Source organism: Acidobacteriota bacterium (assembly GCA_016184105.1).
Taxonomy (GTDB): domain Bacteria; phylum Acidobacteriota; class Vicinamibacteria; order Vicinamibacterales; family 2-12-FULL-66-21; genus JACPDI01.
This window is the reverse complement of record JACPDI010000035.1, coordinates 24,627-38,812: the sequence shown is the minus strand read 5'-3', so window position 1 is coordinate 38,812 and position 14,186 is coordinate 24,627. Positions and strand designations below refer to the sequence as shown.

Genomic DNA, 14,186 nt, shown 5'->3' with positions numbered 1-14,186 from the left:
GACGGTCAGTGGAGGAATGCTGTCGACTGTCTGCTGGCTCACAATCTGCAAATGTTATCATTCCATCCGGGCCGCCAGATCGTCCGATCTGTCATGAACAGAGCCATTGTCGTTCCGCTCGCCCTCCTGCTCGGCGCCGCCGCTCTCGCTGCGCAGACGCCCACCCCCGCCGGCCAGCAGCCGCCACCGGCGCCGGCGGGGCAGGCACCGCAGCAGCCGATTTTCCGGCGAGGCGTCAGCTACGTCAGCGTTGACGTCATCGTGACCGACAACAAGGGAAACCCCGTTCTCGACCTGAAGCCCGAAGACTTCGAGGTGACCGAGGAAGGGAAGCCGCAGAAGGTCGAATCGTTCCAGGTGATCAGAGTCGGGCAGGAGGCTGGCGGGACCGTCCCGTCCCCGATCCGGACGCAGGCGGACATCGAGCGCGAGGCGGAGCGCGCCGACGTGCGCATCTTCGCGTTCCTGCTGGACGACTACCACGTGCGGCGCGGCGCGAGCCTGGGCGTGCGCGACCCGCTCGTCCGGTTCGTGCAGCAGCAGATTGCGCCGACCGACCTGGTCGGCATCATGTATCCGCTCACGCCGGTCAGCGATTTCGCGCTGTCGCGCAACCGCGACGGGCTGGCGAACGCGTTGAAGAGCTTCCTGGGCCGGAAGTACGAGTACGAGCCGCGCAACGAGTTCGAGGAGCGATACGCGTACTACCCCGCGGAGACGGTCGAACAGATTCGCAACCAGGTGACGCTCTCGGCGCTGCGCGCGCTCGTCACGCACCTGGGCGGCCTGCGGGAGGGACGGAAGGCCGTGATCCTCGTCAGCGAGGGGTTCTCCAACACGCTGCCCGCTCAGCTGGCGGACCCCGTGGCGGCGATGCCCGGGTACGGAAACCCCGCCCGCGGCCGTCCGGGCGCGGTGCCCGATTCGGCGGGGCCGACCACCCGCGACTTTTTCGCGCAGGTGGACCTGATGTCGGAGCTTCGCGAGGTCTACTCGGCCGCCAATCGTTCCAACACCGCGATCTACACGCTCGATCCGCGTGGGTTGTCGGCCTTCGAGTTCGACATCAACGAAGGGGTGGGGAGCAACGTCGATCGCCAGATGGCCAATGCGACCCGCGACACGCTCTACACGCTGGCGGGCGAGACCGACGGGCGCGCGATCATCAACCGCAACGATCTGGACGGCGGCCTGCGGCAGATCGTGCGCGACTCGAGCGCGTACTACCTGCTCGGCTACAACTCCACGGAGTCGCCGGCCGACGGGAAATTCCACGCGATCAGGGTGCGCGTGAAGCGCCCCGGCGTGCAGGTCCGCGCGCGCAAGGGCTACTGGGCGTACTCGGCGGAAGACGCGGCGCGCATCACCGAATCGGGCGCCGCCGCGGCGGCCGGCACGCCCGCGGTGCCGCCCGAAATCGAACGCGCACTCTCGTCGATGGCCGTGCCGCGCAGCCGCCCCGCTCGCACGTGGATCGGCACCATGCGTGCCGATGACGGCAGGACGCAGGTGACCTTCGCGTGGGAGCCGGCGTCGGCCGGCCCGGGATCGGTCGGTGGCGCGACACCGGCCAGAATCTCGCTGACGGTCGTGGCTCCCGGCGGCGAGCCGTTGTTCCGCGGGACGGTGGAGGAGCGCACGGCGGCGCGATTCGTGGTGCCGCCTGGCCCGGTGCAGATTCGCTACAACATCGAGGCCGCTGACGGCCGCGTGATCGATTCGGACAGCCGCGAGCTGGTGGCTGCCGATTACCTCCGGCCGCAGCTTCAGCTGTCGACCCCGGTCCTCCTGCGCGGCCGGACGGCGCGCGACCTGAACGCGCTGCGCGCGGACGCCGCGGCCTCTCCGACCGCGTCACGCGAGTTCAGCCGCGCCGAGCGCCTGGTTGTCCGCGTCCAGGCCTATTCGCCGGGCGACCAGCCGCCGGCGGTGACCGCGCGTCTCCTCAATCGAACCGGCAAGCCGATGGCGGATCTGCCGATGAAGGCGCCGACCGGCGGCGCGCGCGACTTCGAGGCCGAGCTGCCGCTGGCCGCGCTCGCGGCCGGCGAGTACCTCGTGGAGATCAAGGCCTCGGCGGCCGAGGGCGAGGCGAAGGAACTGGTGGCGTTTCGGGTCGGGAGCTGACGTCGGCCGGGCTCAATCCACTGACTATCGCCCGCGCACGCGCAGCGGCCGCGCCGCGTCGGTCGCGGCCCCGATCTTCACCGCGTACCCGCGCCTGAGCGCGACATCGTCATCGGTGACGATGTGCACGTCGAGGAGGCGGGGGGTGCGGCGGCCGGTGCGCAGGTAGTTCGTCTCGGCGAGGGCGGCGCTCCAGCCGTCGAGCCAGTCCATGAGGGCGCGCCGCTGGTTGTAGCTGCCGGCGAAGTGCACGAGCAGGTCGATGTCGCTCGACGCGCCCGCCGTCCCGTTCCGGGTGCTCCCGAAGACATAGAACGCTTCGATCCCGAGGCGGTCGATGTCCGCCTCCTCGGCGATGCGTTCCGCCATTCGCATGCGCCAGCGCGAGTGCTCGTCGCTCGAGTAGGACGGCGGCGCCGCCGCCGGCTCCACGGCCCGGAGGCTCCGCGCCTGCACGGCTTCGGGCTCCGCAAACATCCCGAGCGCCTGCTCCTGGTCGGCGTTCATCAGGACGCGCAGCGTGAGCCCGCCCGTGGCCTCGGCGACGTCGATGACGCGGATCGCGCGCGCCAGGTGCGCGTACTTCGGGAGCATGGCGGCCAGGACGCTCGGCCTGGTCTGCAGGAAGTTGACGTCGAAGATCGTGTCGGGGTCGTCGGGGAAGATCGGCAGATACCTGATCGCCGACTCCACCAGGTCCTGGAAGAAGTGGGTGCCGAACGACAGTTCCGGCACGTAGCTGCCGCGGCGCGCCGCCACTTCGATCAGCATCGCGGAGTGGTTGATGTCCGAATAGGTGACCTGCACGCCCAGCCGGATGTCGCCGCGGCTGCCCCAGCGCCCCGGCCCGATGAGCACGAAACGCCGCTTCGGCAGCAGCTTGTTCAGCCGTCCCACGGCACGGCCCACCTCGATCAGGTCGGTGCGCTTCGCGAGCGACTGGTAGCCTTCCGGATCGACGTACACGATGTGCGTGAGGTTGGGGACGCGCCCGTCGGACACGTACCGCTTCGTCGAGAACAGCACGCGGTCGCGCGGCACGTCCTGGGGCACCGAGACGGCCGCCTCGGCGGCCGCGGAGCTCTGGGGGCGGCACTGCAGCAGGTAGAACCGTTCGCCATCGGACGCGAACTCGATGTCGACCGGCATCTCGAGCTTGTCGCTGAGCACGCGCAGCAGCGCCCGCATCTTCGCGATGAAGCGCGTGTCGCGCACCAGCCCTTCGAAGGTCACGACCGTCACCGCGCGCTTCGGGTTCCACCCGAACGGGGGCATCCGCAGCACGCCGCTTTCATCCATGACGGAGATGATCCGGCGGACCATCGGGTACTCGTCGCCGTGCTGCGCGATCAGGTCGGAGACGAGCACCGTCTCGAACTGCCGCGTCTCCAGGTTGATGACGTCGATCTTCTTGGGCGAGTAGCGCTCGATCTCCTCGCGCGTGACGTTCACGCGCAGGCCCGGCTGCCCCGGCGCGATGAGCACCGGGTAGTCGTCGCTGACCCGATCGACCGCGCGGGTGCCGAGGCCCGGCACGAGCCGGAGGAGCCCGTCCTGCCGCCGGATGCGCGGCGACCACCGGAACTCGTTGCGGCTGAACGCGACGCCGCCGTACGCCGGGAGGAAGTAGGGCCCGACCCGCGTGCCGACCACCGCCTGGATCATGATCGCCATCTCCTCGTAGAAGTCGAGGAGCCCGCGGGCCGCGCGGTACTCGATGGGGTCGGGGCCGAAGACCGAGGCGTAGACCTCGGCGATCGCATCGAGCAGCGCGGCCAGCCGCTCCCGCTTCGTGCCCTGGTTGGCGAGGAACAGGCTCTTGTACTTCCCGGAGAACGAGCTGCCGATGCGGTCCTCGAGCAGCGACGAGCTGCGGACGATCAGCGGGACCTCGCCGAAGTCGTCGAGCGCGTTCGACAGGCCCTCCACGAGGTCCGGCGGGAACTCGGAGTGCTTGAACACCTGCACGATCTGCGGGTACTCGCGCCGGATCTGCTCGATGTCCAGGTACTTCCGGTTCTGCACGTCGTCCAGCTCGTTGTACTCGAAGAAGGCGAGCGCGGCGTCCGAGGTGAGGTACCACGTCTTGGGAACGTTGATCTCACCGAGGAGCTCCGCGTCCTCGTGCGCGCGGCCGATGATCGCGGCGGCGAGCAGCAGTCCGGACGCCTTCCCGCCCAGCTTCCCGTGACTGCTCGCGGCGTCGACCGTTCGAGAGAGCACGCGGCTGTAGTCCTCGACGCCGATGAACCGCTTCGCCTTGGCGACGAACTCGATGTCGTCGGTCAGGAGGCGGCGGGCGAGCGCCGCGCGCAGCCCCGTGCGGACGGCACGCGACAGCTCGCGGTCCCGCCCGGCGAAATGCTCCTGGAAGTGCAGCGCCTGCGCGATGTCGGAGAGCGACCGGTGCTGCCGCTGGACCGCCTCGATGAGGATGCCGGACTTGTCGTCCTTGATCCACTTTTCGAGGTCCTTGAGGATTTCCTCGGGCGCGAGGTGGCGCGACGCGATGCCGAAGGTTTCCTCGACCGGAGCGGTCGCGGCCCGCACCGCGATCGGCTGGTTGTCGGTCAGGGCGTCTTCTTCCGGCAGCCCCGCGGCGGCGCGTTGCAGCAACGGCTGCGCCTCGTTGATCCCCCGCCAGCACAGGTGGTTCACCATGCGCCGGGTGATACGGCCGAGGAGAGCCGGGTCACTCTCGCGGAGGAATGAAACGACGGACTGCCAGTCGGACATGGAAAAGGGCCGCACGCCCACAGGGACGTGCGGCCCTTAGTGTACAGCTATACCCACCCTCGATCCCTGCACGCCCGGGCGACGCGGTTGATGGCGACGACGTAGGCGGCGTCGCGCATGTAGAGCTTCTGGCGCTGCGCGATGTCGTAGACGCCCGCAAACGCGCTGGTCATCTTCGTGTCCAGCTTGCTCAGGACCTCTTCGCGCTCCCAGTAGTAGTTCATGTTGCTCTGCACCTGCTCGAAGTAGCTGCAGGTGACGCCGCCGGCGTTGGCGAGGAAGTCGGGAATGTTGAAGATGTTCCGCTTCTTCAGCACCTCGTCGGCTTCCGGCGCCGTCGGGCCGTTCGCTCCCTCGGCGAGAACGCGGACGCTGCGGGCGATCTTCTCGACGTTGTCCGCGCGCACCTGGTTCTCGAGCGCCGCGGGAATCACTACGTCCACTTCCTGCTCGATCCAGGCGCCGCCGGGCAGGATCTCGCACCCGATGTCCCGCGCCTTGGCCTTGTCGATCCCGCCGAACTTGTCGGTGATCTGCATGAGCGAGTCGAACTGCAGGCCGTCGGCCCGGCGGCAGGTGTACGCGGCCTGATCCTTCTGATCCCACGACGAGACCGCGATCACTTTCCCGCCCAGGTTGGTGAACAGCTGGATCGCGTACTGCGCGACGTTGCCGAAGCCCTGGACGCTGGCGGTGCACCCGTCGATCCTGGCGCCCATGGCCTTCAGCGCCTCGCGGATGGTGAAGACCACGCCGTAGCCCGTCGCCTCGGTGCGGCCGAGCGACCCGCCGAGCCCCACCGGCTTGCCGGTGATCAAACCCGGGTAGTGCTGGCCTTTATTGATGGTCTCGAACTCGTCGAGCATCCACACCATGTGCTGCGGGTTGGTCATGACGTCGGGCGCGGGCACATCGACGAGCGGGCCGATGTCGCGCGCGACCTGGCGCACCCAGCCGCGGCAAACCAGCTCCTGCTCGTGCGCGCTGAGATTGTGCGGGTCGCAGACGACGCCCCCCTTGCCGCCGCCGAGCGGGATGTCCACCACCGCGCACTTCCAGGACATCCACATCGCGAGCGCGCGGACGGTGTCGATCGTCTCCTGAGGGTGAAAGCGGATGCCCCCCTTGGACGGGCCGCGCGCGTCGTTGTGCTGCACCCGGAAGCCGGGGAAGATCTTCACGTGCCCGTCGTCCATCCGGACGGGAATGGTGAAGTGGTACTCGCGCTGCGGGACGCGGAGCAGCTCTCGCGTCGCGCGGTCGAGATCGAGCAGATCGGCGACGCGGTCGAACTGCCGCTGCGCCATTTCAAACGCGTTGAATGATGTGTGTTCCGACATGATGGCTGTGCTCATTGGGGGTACCTCGCGCGTACAGGCGACGCGCGCAGGTGAGAGGACGGTGCATCACCGGTGCCATGAGGCGGCGCGAAGACCCTCCAGCGTAGCGTGAAACACCGCCGCTGTCCACCCGCGCGCCGCACCCGGCAGTGGTCAACTTTCGCTGAGCCGTGTCGTTCGGCTACTTTACAGGCGGACGTTCGATTTCTGTGTACCGGTCGAAGACATCGAACATCGCCCACGACACGCTCGACAGGTCCGCCCCCTTCGGCGGCAACGCGGCGTGAACGACCTTTCGGCCCTTCGTATTCAGAAATTCCACGGCCGGAACCAGGTCGCGGTCCGAGGTCGCAAGCACGGCCAGGTCGTACGCGCTCTCCCAAGCCAAGCGAATCATGTCGGTCGCGATCAATGTGTCGACGCCCTTTTCTTGACTTGGTCGAATTGGTCTCTTGCAATGCGGACAATCGGCAATGGTTTGATGGCATTCCGGACAGTCGGGCGCCGCCTTCGGTTTCCGTTCTCGGCACTCGACGATCAATCCCGGCTGCTTCGTCAACCACGAATTAACCCAGCCAAAGAACTTCTTGTCCGACTCCTTGCGGGGATCGTACGAGACGTACAGGTGTGCGCCTTCAAACGAATGCCCGGAGAGGCCCGCCGCCTCGCACGCACGAGCGGCAAGCCACGGACCCAATTTCCGCCATTCGATTTGGAATCGAGTGTCTGCCAGCTTTTTGCTTTTGGCGATCCGCTCGTTCAACGTGAGTTGAAAGTTCCAGTAGTCCACAAACACACGGACTCGCGTGATTGTGATATTGGTGCTGGAAGCGGCAGGCGCGGAAGTCGAATCTCGTGGCATTGCAGCCCTCTCTTTTACCCTCAAAAAAACATCAGGGGGTATCGCCTGACGGCGTACCCCCTGGGGCTAATATTACCGCCGAGATTGCAGTTCTCAGTACAGAGAACCTCAGCGATGGGCTACAACGCCACTCAATATAAGCCCCCATTACCTGCCGCGTCAAGCACAATAAAAGCGAAATAGCACATCGTTCCTAAGCGGCTCAAGTACCACGTTTTAAGAGAAGGTGTCAGGCCGCCTACGCAGCTTTCTTTCTCGACCTCGACGGCGTCGAGCAGTCCTACCTCTCCGGCGCGCGCCCTCCTCCTGCCGCGCCGTGGTCTCGCCGATTTCCCGGCAGCCGAACGTGTGAAATCGCTGGCGCGTGCTCGGCGACCGCCACCGACCGGCTCGCGTCGCCGGCCGGGGCACGGACGCGCGGGTCAGGACGCGTGCAATGCGCGGAAGCCCAATTGAGTCTGCGTGTTCCGCGCGTGACGCGGCAAGCCTTCTATATAATTGATGCGTCATGCCCAAGAGCGTCACCGCCGAGACCGACAAGCAGCGTTGGGAGCGCGAAACGCTCGCGGTCGTGCTCAAGAAGAGCCCGGAGCGCGGCCTGCCGTTCACGACGATTTCCGGCCGCGAGATCGACCGGCTCTACACCCCGGACGAGGTGGCCGGGCTCGACTACCAGCGCGACCTCGGGCATCCCGGCGAGTTTCCCTACACGCGCGGCATTCATCCCACCGGCTACCGCGGCAAGCTCTGGACCATGCGGCAGTTTGCCGGGTTCGGGACGCCGGAAGAGACCAACGCGCGCTACAAGCAGCTGCTGAAGGCGGGCGGCACCGGGTTGAGCGTGGCCTTCGACCTGCCGACGCTGATGGGGCGCGACCCGGATCACGGTCTCTCGCTTGGCGAGGTGGGCAAGTGCGGCGTCAGCATCGCCACGCTGGCCGACATGGGGCGGTTGTTCGACGGCATCGACCTGGGCGCGATCACGACGTCGATGACGATCAACTCTCCCGCGCCGATCGTCTTCGCGATGTATCTCGCGGTGGCCGAGAAGCAGGGGGCCGATTGGCGGCGGCTCTCCGGCACGATCCAGAACGACATCCTGAAGGAATACATCGCGCAGAAGGAGTACATCTTCCCGCCGCGGCCGTCGATGCGCTTCATCACCGACGTGTTCGCGTTCTGCTCGAAGGAAGTGCCCCGCTGGAACACGATCTCGGTGAGCGGCTATCACATCCGCGAGGCGGGCTCGACCGCGCTCCAGGAGCTGGCGTTCACGCTGCGCGACGGCATCGAGTACGTGCAGTGGGGCGTGGATGCGGGGCTCGACGTGGACGACTTCGTGCCGCGCATGTCGTTCTTCTTCAACGCGCACAGCGATTTCTTCGAGGAGATCGCGAAGTACCGCGCGGCGCGGAAGCTGTGGGCCGAGGTGATGCGCGACCGCTTCGGCGCGAAGAGCGACCGCTCGTGGAAGCTGCGCTTCCACACGCAGACGGCCGGCGTGTCGCTCACCGCGCAGCAGCCGTACAACAACGTCGTGCGGACGGCGCTCCAGGCGCTCTCCGCCGTGCTGGGCGGTACCAACTCGCTCCACACGAACTCGCTGGACGAGGCGCTCGCGCTGCCGACGGCGGAGGCCGCGACGCTCGCGCTGCGCACCCAGCAGATCATCGCCCACGAGAGCGGCGTCACGAACATGGTGGACCCGCTCGGCGGCTCGTACTTCGTCGAGAAGCTCACGCTCGACATGGAAGAGGGCGCGAAGCAGTACGTCGACACGATCGACCGGCTGGGCGGGATGGTCGCGGCCATCGAGCAGGGCTATCCGCAGAAGGAAATCGCCGAGGCCTCCTATCGCTTCCAGCAGTCCGTCGAGCGGCGCGACAAGATCATCGTGGGCGTCAACGGTTTCGTGATGGAGAACGAGGAGCCGATCCCGATTCTCTACATCGACGAGACCACCGCCGAGCGGCAGGTGGATCGGCTGGCCGCGCTGAAGAAGTCGCGCGACAACGACGCCGTGCGCCGCGCGCTCGACGCGCTGCGCGCGGCGGCGGCGGGAGGCGAGAACACGATGTACCCGCTCATGGACTGCGCGCGCGCGTACGCCTCGGTCGGCGAGATGTGCGACGCGCTCCGCGAGGTGTGGGGGGAGTACGAGGAAGAGCCGTTGATCTAGGGGCCAGAGGCCAGAGGCCAGGTACGTTGGCTGTCTGGTCCCTGGCCTCTGGTACCTGGAACTTATGCGCAAAATACGAGTCGTCATCGCGAAGCCGGGGCTGGACGGGCACGACCGCGGCGCGAAGGTCATCGCGCGCGCGCTGCGCGACGCCGGCATGGAAGTCATCTATACCGGGTTGCGGCAGACGCCCGAGCAGATCGTCGGCGCCGCGCTGCAGGAGGACGCCGACGTCATCGGCCTGTCGATCCTGTCCGGCGCGCACATGCACGCGTGCCCGCGCGTCATGGAGCTGCTCAAGGAAAAGGGGCTCGGCGACGTCATGGTCGTGGTGGGCGGCATCATCCCGGATGTGGACATCCCGAAGCTGAACGCGATGGGCATCACCGGCATCTTCCTGCCGGGCACGCCGATGCAGGAGATCATCGCCTTCATCGACCAGCATGCCCGGCTGCGCACGGAGCCTGTCTGACATGCCGAAGCTCCTGCTGGCCGACGACAGCGTGACGATCCAGCGCGTCATCGAGCTGACGTTCGCGGACGAGAACATCCAGGTCGTCGCCGTCGGCGACGGACAGCAGGCCATGACGCGCATCGACGCCGAGCCGCCCGACATCGTCCTGGCGGACATCGGCATGCCCGAGCGCGACGGCTACGAAGTGGCCGCCCACGTCAAGGGCAACCCGCGCACGGCGCACATCCCCGTCCTGCTCCTGACGGGCGCGTTCGAGCCGATCGACGAAGCGCGCGCGCACGCGGTGGGGTGCGACGGCGTGCTCGTCAAGCCGTTCGAGCCGCAGATGGTCATCAACCGCGTGAAGGATCTGCTGGCGGGACGGCGCCCGGCCTCGCTCTGGGCATCGCCGGGCGGCCCGCCGGCCCCGTCCGGCGCCACGTCTCCCGCGCCAGGCAAGCCGGTTGACGTGACGCCGAAGATCGCGTCGCCGTCCGCCCCGCGGGCCGACTCGCCCGGGGGCGAGGCCAGATCGCTGGAATCGCTCGACGACTATTTCGATCGGCTCGACGCCGCGTTCTCGACCGACGCCGCGCCCGCGGCGGGTTTCGACGCGCCGCTTGCGGCGCCGGCGGCGCCGGAAGCACACGGCGACTTCGGCACCTGGGACATTCCCTTCGAATCGCGCCAGGGCGGCAGCGCGCCCGAGCCCGCACGCGAGCCGCCGGCCGCGCCCGCTGCCACTTTGCCGGCCACGCGCGGCGCCGCGCCCGTGCCGCCGCCCAACGAGATTCCCACGATCGCGCCGGAGTCGCCTCCGGCGGCGCAGGCGCCGGCGCTCGCCGACGCGTTCGCGGCGCTGCTGGCCGCGGAGCAGAAGGTCGGCGTGCCCGCCGCGCCGCCGGCCGCGTCCTCCCTGGACGAGGCGGCGATCGACGAGATCGCGCGTCGCGTCGCGTCGCGCCTCACCGGCGACGCCGTGCGCTCGACCGTGCTGGATGTCGCCGAACGCCTCGTCCGCGAGGAAATCGAGCGAATCAAACAACAAGCGAAGCTGTGATGCCACACGTCCCGGAGAAGCCCGCGCTGGAGGGGCTCGAAGAGAAGTGGCGCGCGCGGTGGGAGGCCGAAGGCACGTATCGCTTCGATCGCACGCGCCCGCGCGCCGACATCTACGCGATCGACACGCCGCCGCCGACCGTCAGCGGATCGCTCCACATCGGACACGTCTTCTCGTACACGCACACCGACGTCATCGCGCGCTACCAGCGCATGCGCGGCCGCGAGGTGTTCTACCCGATGGGCTGGGACGACAACGGCCTGCCCACCGAGCGCCGCGTGCAGAACTACTACGGCGTGCGATGCGACCCGTCGCTGCCGCACGACGCCTCGTTCGTGGCCCCTGAGAAGCCGCCGAAGCCGCCAATCTCGGTGTCTCGCCGCAACTTCATCGAGCTGTGCGAGCGGCTGACGGCCGAAGACGAAAAGGTCTTCGAAGACCTGTGGCGCTTCCTCGGGCTGTCGGTGGACTGGTCGATGACGTACGCGACGATCGGCGCGCGCGCGCGGCGCGTGTCGCAGCGCGCGTTCCTCCGCCTGCTGCAGCGGGGCCAGGCGTACCGACTCGAGGCGCCGACGCTCTGGGACGTGGATTTCCGCACGGCCGTTGCGCAGGCGGAGCTCGAGGATCGCGAGATGCCGGGCGCGTACCATCGCGTCCGGTTCGGCACGGCCGGCGAGCTGGAAATCGACATCGAGACCACGCGCCCCGAGCTGATCCCGGCCTGCGTGGCGCTCGTCGCGCACCCGGACGACGAGCGCTACGCGCCGCTGTTCGGACGCGACATCCGCGTGCCGCTGTTCGGGACGCGCGTGCCGATCCGGCCGCACCCGCTCGCGAACCCGGAAAAGGGCACCGGCATCGCGATGTGCTGCACCTTCGGCGACCTCACCGACGTCACGTGGTGGCGCGAGCTGCGCCTGCCCGTCCGCGCGATCATCCAGGCCGACGGGCGGCTCGCGCCGGTCGCGTGGGGCTCCGCGGGATGGGAGACGAACGAGGCGGCGCAGGCCGCCGGCTTCTACGCGCAGCTCCAGGGGCTCCCCGTCGCGAAGGCACGCGACCGCATCGCCGACATCCTGAAGGGAACCGGCGACATGATCGGCGACGCGCGCCCGATCACGCACCCGGTGAAGTTCTACGAGAAGGGGGACCGCCCGCTCGAGATCGTCACCAGCCGGCAGTGGTTCATCCGGACGATCGAATTCCGCGATGCGCTCATCGCGCGCGGGAGCGAGCTGCAGTGGCACCCGCCGTACATGCGGGCGCGGTACGAGAACTGGGTGGAGGGGCTGAACGGCGACTGGTGCGTGAGCCGGCAGCGGTTCTTCGGTGTGCCGTTTCCGCTCTGGTATCGCGTGCGCACCGACGGCACGGTCGACTACGCCGATCCGATCCTTGCCCCCGAGGCGTCGCTGCCCGTCGATCCGTCGAGCGACGTCCCGCCGGGATTCAGCGCGGACCGGCGCGGCAGGCCGGGCGGCTTCATCGCCGACCCGGACGTGATGGACACGTGGGCGACCTCTTCGCTGACGCCGCAGATCGCCGCGGCGTGGGAGGAGGACGCGGATCTGTTCGCGCGCGTGTTCCCGATGCACCTGCGCCCGCAGGCGCACGACATCATCCGCACGTGGCTCTTCAGCACGGTGCTGCGGTCGCATCTCGAGCACGGGCGGCTGCCGTGGGCGAACGCCGCGATCTCGGGGTTCGTCGTGGATCCGGATCGCAAGAAGATGTCGAAGTCGAAAGGGAACGTCATCACGCCCATGGCGCTCCTGCAGGAGCACGGATCCGATGGGGTCCGTTACTGGGCGGCGGGCGGGCGGCCGGGCACCGACACGACGTTCGATCCCGGCCAGATGAAAGTGGGACGGCGCCTCGCGATCAAGATTCTGAACGCGAGCAAGTTCGTGCTGGCCTCCGCCGGCGGCGAGCGCGGAGCGGTGAGCGAGGTGCTGGACCGCGGCATGCTCACGATGCTCGCGCGCGTCGTGCGCGAGGCCACCGAGGCCCTCGAGGCCTACAGCTACACGAAGGCGCTCGAACGCACGGAATCGTTCTTCTGGTTTTTCTGCGACAACTACCTCGAGCTGGTGAAGTCGCGGCGCTACGGCGATCAGGGGGCTGCGGGCGCCGCGTCCGCCAATGCCGCCATGGCGATGGCCGTGGACACCTTCCTGCGGCTGTTCGCGCCGTTCCTGCCGTTCGTCACCGAGGAAGCCTGGTCCTGGTGGCGGGACGGATCGGTGCATCGCGCGGCGTGGCCGGACGCGGACGCGATCGTGGGCGCGATCGGCGCGGAAGATGACCGCGCCGCCTCCGCGCTCGAGTTCGGGGCGCTCGTGCTGAGCGAGGTGAGGAAGCGGAAGTCCGAAGCGCAGAAGCCGCTCAAGTCGCCCGTGGCGCGGGCGTCGATCCGCGACACGGCCGAGCGCATCGCGCTCCTCGATGCGGTGCGCGCCGACGTGACCGCCGCCGGGTTCATCCGGCAGATCGAGGCGCGCGAGTCACAGGAGTTTGGCGTCGATGTCGAGCTCGCGACCGAAGCTTGATCCGGCCGACTACCAGGATCTGGTCCGGCGCGCGCTGGAGGAGGACGTCGGCACGGGCGACATCACGACGCGCGCGACGGTTGCGCCCTCGCGCCGCGGCCGCGCGCAGCTCGTCGCCAAGTCCCCGCTCGTGCTGGCGGGCCTCGACATCGCCGAGGACGCCTTCCGCCAGGCCGATCAATGGAGCGTGGTCACGCGGCACCTCGATGACGGCGACCACTGCCCGGCCGGCGTCGTCGTGGCCGAGATCGACGGCTCCGCGGCGGGGCTGCTGACGGCGGAGCGGACGGCGCTGAACTTCCTGCAGCGCCTCTCCGGCATTGCGACGATGACGCGCCGGTTCGTGGATGCCGCCGCGGGCCGCATCACCATCCTGGACACGCGCAAGACGACGCCGACGCTGCGGGCGCTGGAGAAGTACGCCGTCCGCTGCGGCGGGGGCACGAACCACCGGTTCGGCCTCTTCGATGCGATCCTGATCAAGGACAATCACGCCCGGCTGGCGGGCGGCATTGGTGCGGCGGTGGAGCGGATGCGAGCCGCCGCGCGCGGTCTGCCGATTGAGGTCGAGGCGCAGTCGCTCGCGGATGTGGATGCCGCCATCGCCGCCCGCGCCGACATCATCCTGCTGGACAACCTGACGATCGCGGAGATCCGGGACGCGCTCGGCCGGATCGCCGGCCGCGCGAGGACGGAGATCTCCGGGGGCGTGACGCTCGACCGGCTGCCGGAGCTGGCCGCCACCGGCGCGGATTTCGTGTCAGTCGGCGGGCTCACGCACTCGGCGCCGGCGGCGGACTTGAGTCTGGAGATCGGAGAAAGGGGGACAGTCACACTGTCCCGGTCGCTGCCTCGGAAAGTGTGACTGTCCCCCTT

9 protein-coding genes are annotated in these 14,186 nt (G+C 68.5%); 6 read left to right on the top strand and 3 right to left on the bottom strand.

Features of this window, described 5'->3' with window-relative positions; genetic code table 11:
* The first annotated feature begins 93 nt into the window (after positions 1-93).
* Positions 94-2,127, top strand: a complete 2,034-nt coding sequence (locus HYU53_13090) for a VWA domain-containing protein (protein ID MBI2222128.1) — start codon at positions 94-96, stop codon at positions 2,125-2,127.
* Positions 2,128-2,151: 24 nt separating this feature from the next.
* On the opposite strand, the gene HYU53_13085 is transcribed toward HYU53_13090, so the two are convergent.
* The 3 genes from HYU53_13085 to HYU53_13075 all read right to left on the bottom strand — a co-directional run bounded on the left by HYU53_13085 (position 2,152) and on the right by HYU53_13075 (position 7,065).
* Positions 2,152-4,788, bottom strand: coding sequence for a nucleotidyltransferase domain-containing protein (locus HYU53_13085; protein ID MBI2222127.1), 2,637 nt, complete (start codon positions 4,786-4,788; stop codon positions 2,152-2,154).
* Between the two features lie 122 nt (positions 4,789-4,910).
* The gene (locus HYU53_13080) at positions 4,911-6,203 is read right to left on the bottom strand and encodes a Glu/Leu/Phe/Val dehydrogenase (GenBank protein MBI2222126.1); all 1,293 of its coding nucleotides are present in this window, start codon (positions 6,201-6,203) and stop codon (positions 4,911-4,913) included.
* Positions 6,204-6,384: 181 nt separating this feature from the next.
* Entirely contained in the window at positions 6,385-7,065 is a 681-nt protein-coding gene (locus HYU53_13075; protein ID MBI2222125.1) for an NYN domain-containing protein, read from the bottom strand.
* Positions 7,066-7,573: 508 nt separating this feature from the next.
* Between HYU53_13075 and HYU53_13070 the strand changes: the two genes are divergently transcribed.
* From HYU53_13070 to nadC, 5 genes are all read left to right on the top strand, one after another.
* Complete coding sequence (locus HYU53_13070; GenBank protein MBI2222124.1) at positions 7,574-9,244, top strand: methylmalonyl-CoA mutase family protein; 1,671 nt, start codon at positions 7,574-7,576, stop codon at positions 9,242-9,244.
* Between the two features lie 64 nt (positions 9,245-9,308).
* Positions 9,309-9,716: a cobalamin B12-binding domain-containing protein gene (locus tag HYU53_13065; protein MBI2222123.1), complete on the top strand. Its 408-nt coding sequence runs from the start codon at positions 9,309-9,311 to the stop codon at positions 9,714-9,716.
* Position 9,717: 1 nt separating this feature from the next.
* Positions 9,718-10,758 carry a response regulator gene (locus HYU53_13060; GenBank protein MBI2222122.1) on the top strand — a complete coding sequence of 347 codons (1,041 nt, stop codon included), beginning with the start codon at positions 9,718-9,720 and terminating at the stop codon, positions 10,756-10,758.
* Positions 10,758-13,310, top strand: a complete 2,553-nt coding sequence (gene valS / locus HYU53_13055) for a valine--tRNA ligase (protein ID MBI2222121.1) — start codon at positions 10,758-10,760, stop codon at positions 13,308-13,310. Before HYU53_13060 ends, valS begins: the two co-directional genes overlap by 1 nt.
* Positions 13,285-14,175, top strand: coding sequence for a carboxylating nicotinate-nucleotide diphosphorylase (gene nadC / locus HYU53_13050; protein ID MBI2222120.1), 891 nt, complete (start codon positions 13,285-13,287; stop codon positions 14,173-14,175). Before valS ends, nadC begins: the two co-directional genes overlap by 26 nt.
* Positions 14,176-14,186 lie beyond the last annotated feature (11 nt).

Bases quoted from the DNA above. Each gene is read 5' to 3' on its own strand.
- HYU53_13065 (MBI2222123.1), top strand. From the start codon at position 9,309: ATGCGCAAAATACGAGTCGTCATCGCGAAGCCGGGGCTGGACGGGCAC.
- valS (MBI2222121.1), top strand. From the start codon at position 10,758: ATGCCACACGTCCCGGAGAAGCCCGCGCTGGAGGGGCTCGAAGAGAAG.
- HYU53_13080 (MBI2222126.1), bottom strand. From the start codon at position 6,203: ATGTCGGAACACACATCATTCAACGCGTTTGAAATGGCGCAGCGGCAG.
- HYU53_13085 (MBI2222127.1), bottom strand. From the start codon at position 4,788: ATGGTGAACCACCTGTGCTGGCGGGGGATCAACGAGGCGCAGCCGTTG.
- HYU53_13075 (MBI2222125.1), bottom strand. From the start codon at position 7,065: ATGCCACGAGATTCGACTTCCGCGCCTGCCGCTTCCAGCACCAATATC.
- HYU53_13060 (MBI2222122.1), top strand. From the start codon at position 9,718: ATGCCGAAGCTCCTGCTGGCCGACGACAGCGTGACGATCCAGCGCGTC.
- HYU53_13090 (MBI2222128.1), top strand. From the start codon at position 94: ATGAACAGAGCCATTGTCGTTCCGCTCGCCCTCCTGCTCGGCGCCGCC.
- nadC (MBI2222120.1), top strand. From the start codon at position 13,285: ATGTCGAGCTCGCGACCGAAGCTTGATCCGGCCGACTACCAGGATCTG.
- HYU53_13070 (MBI2222124.1), top strand. From the start codon at position 7,574: ATGCCCAAGAGCGTCACCGCCGAGACCGACAAGCAGCGTTGGGAGCGC.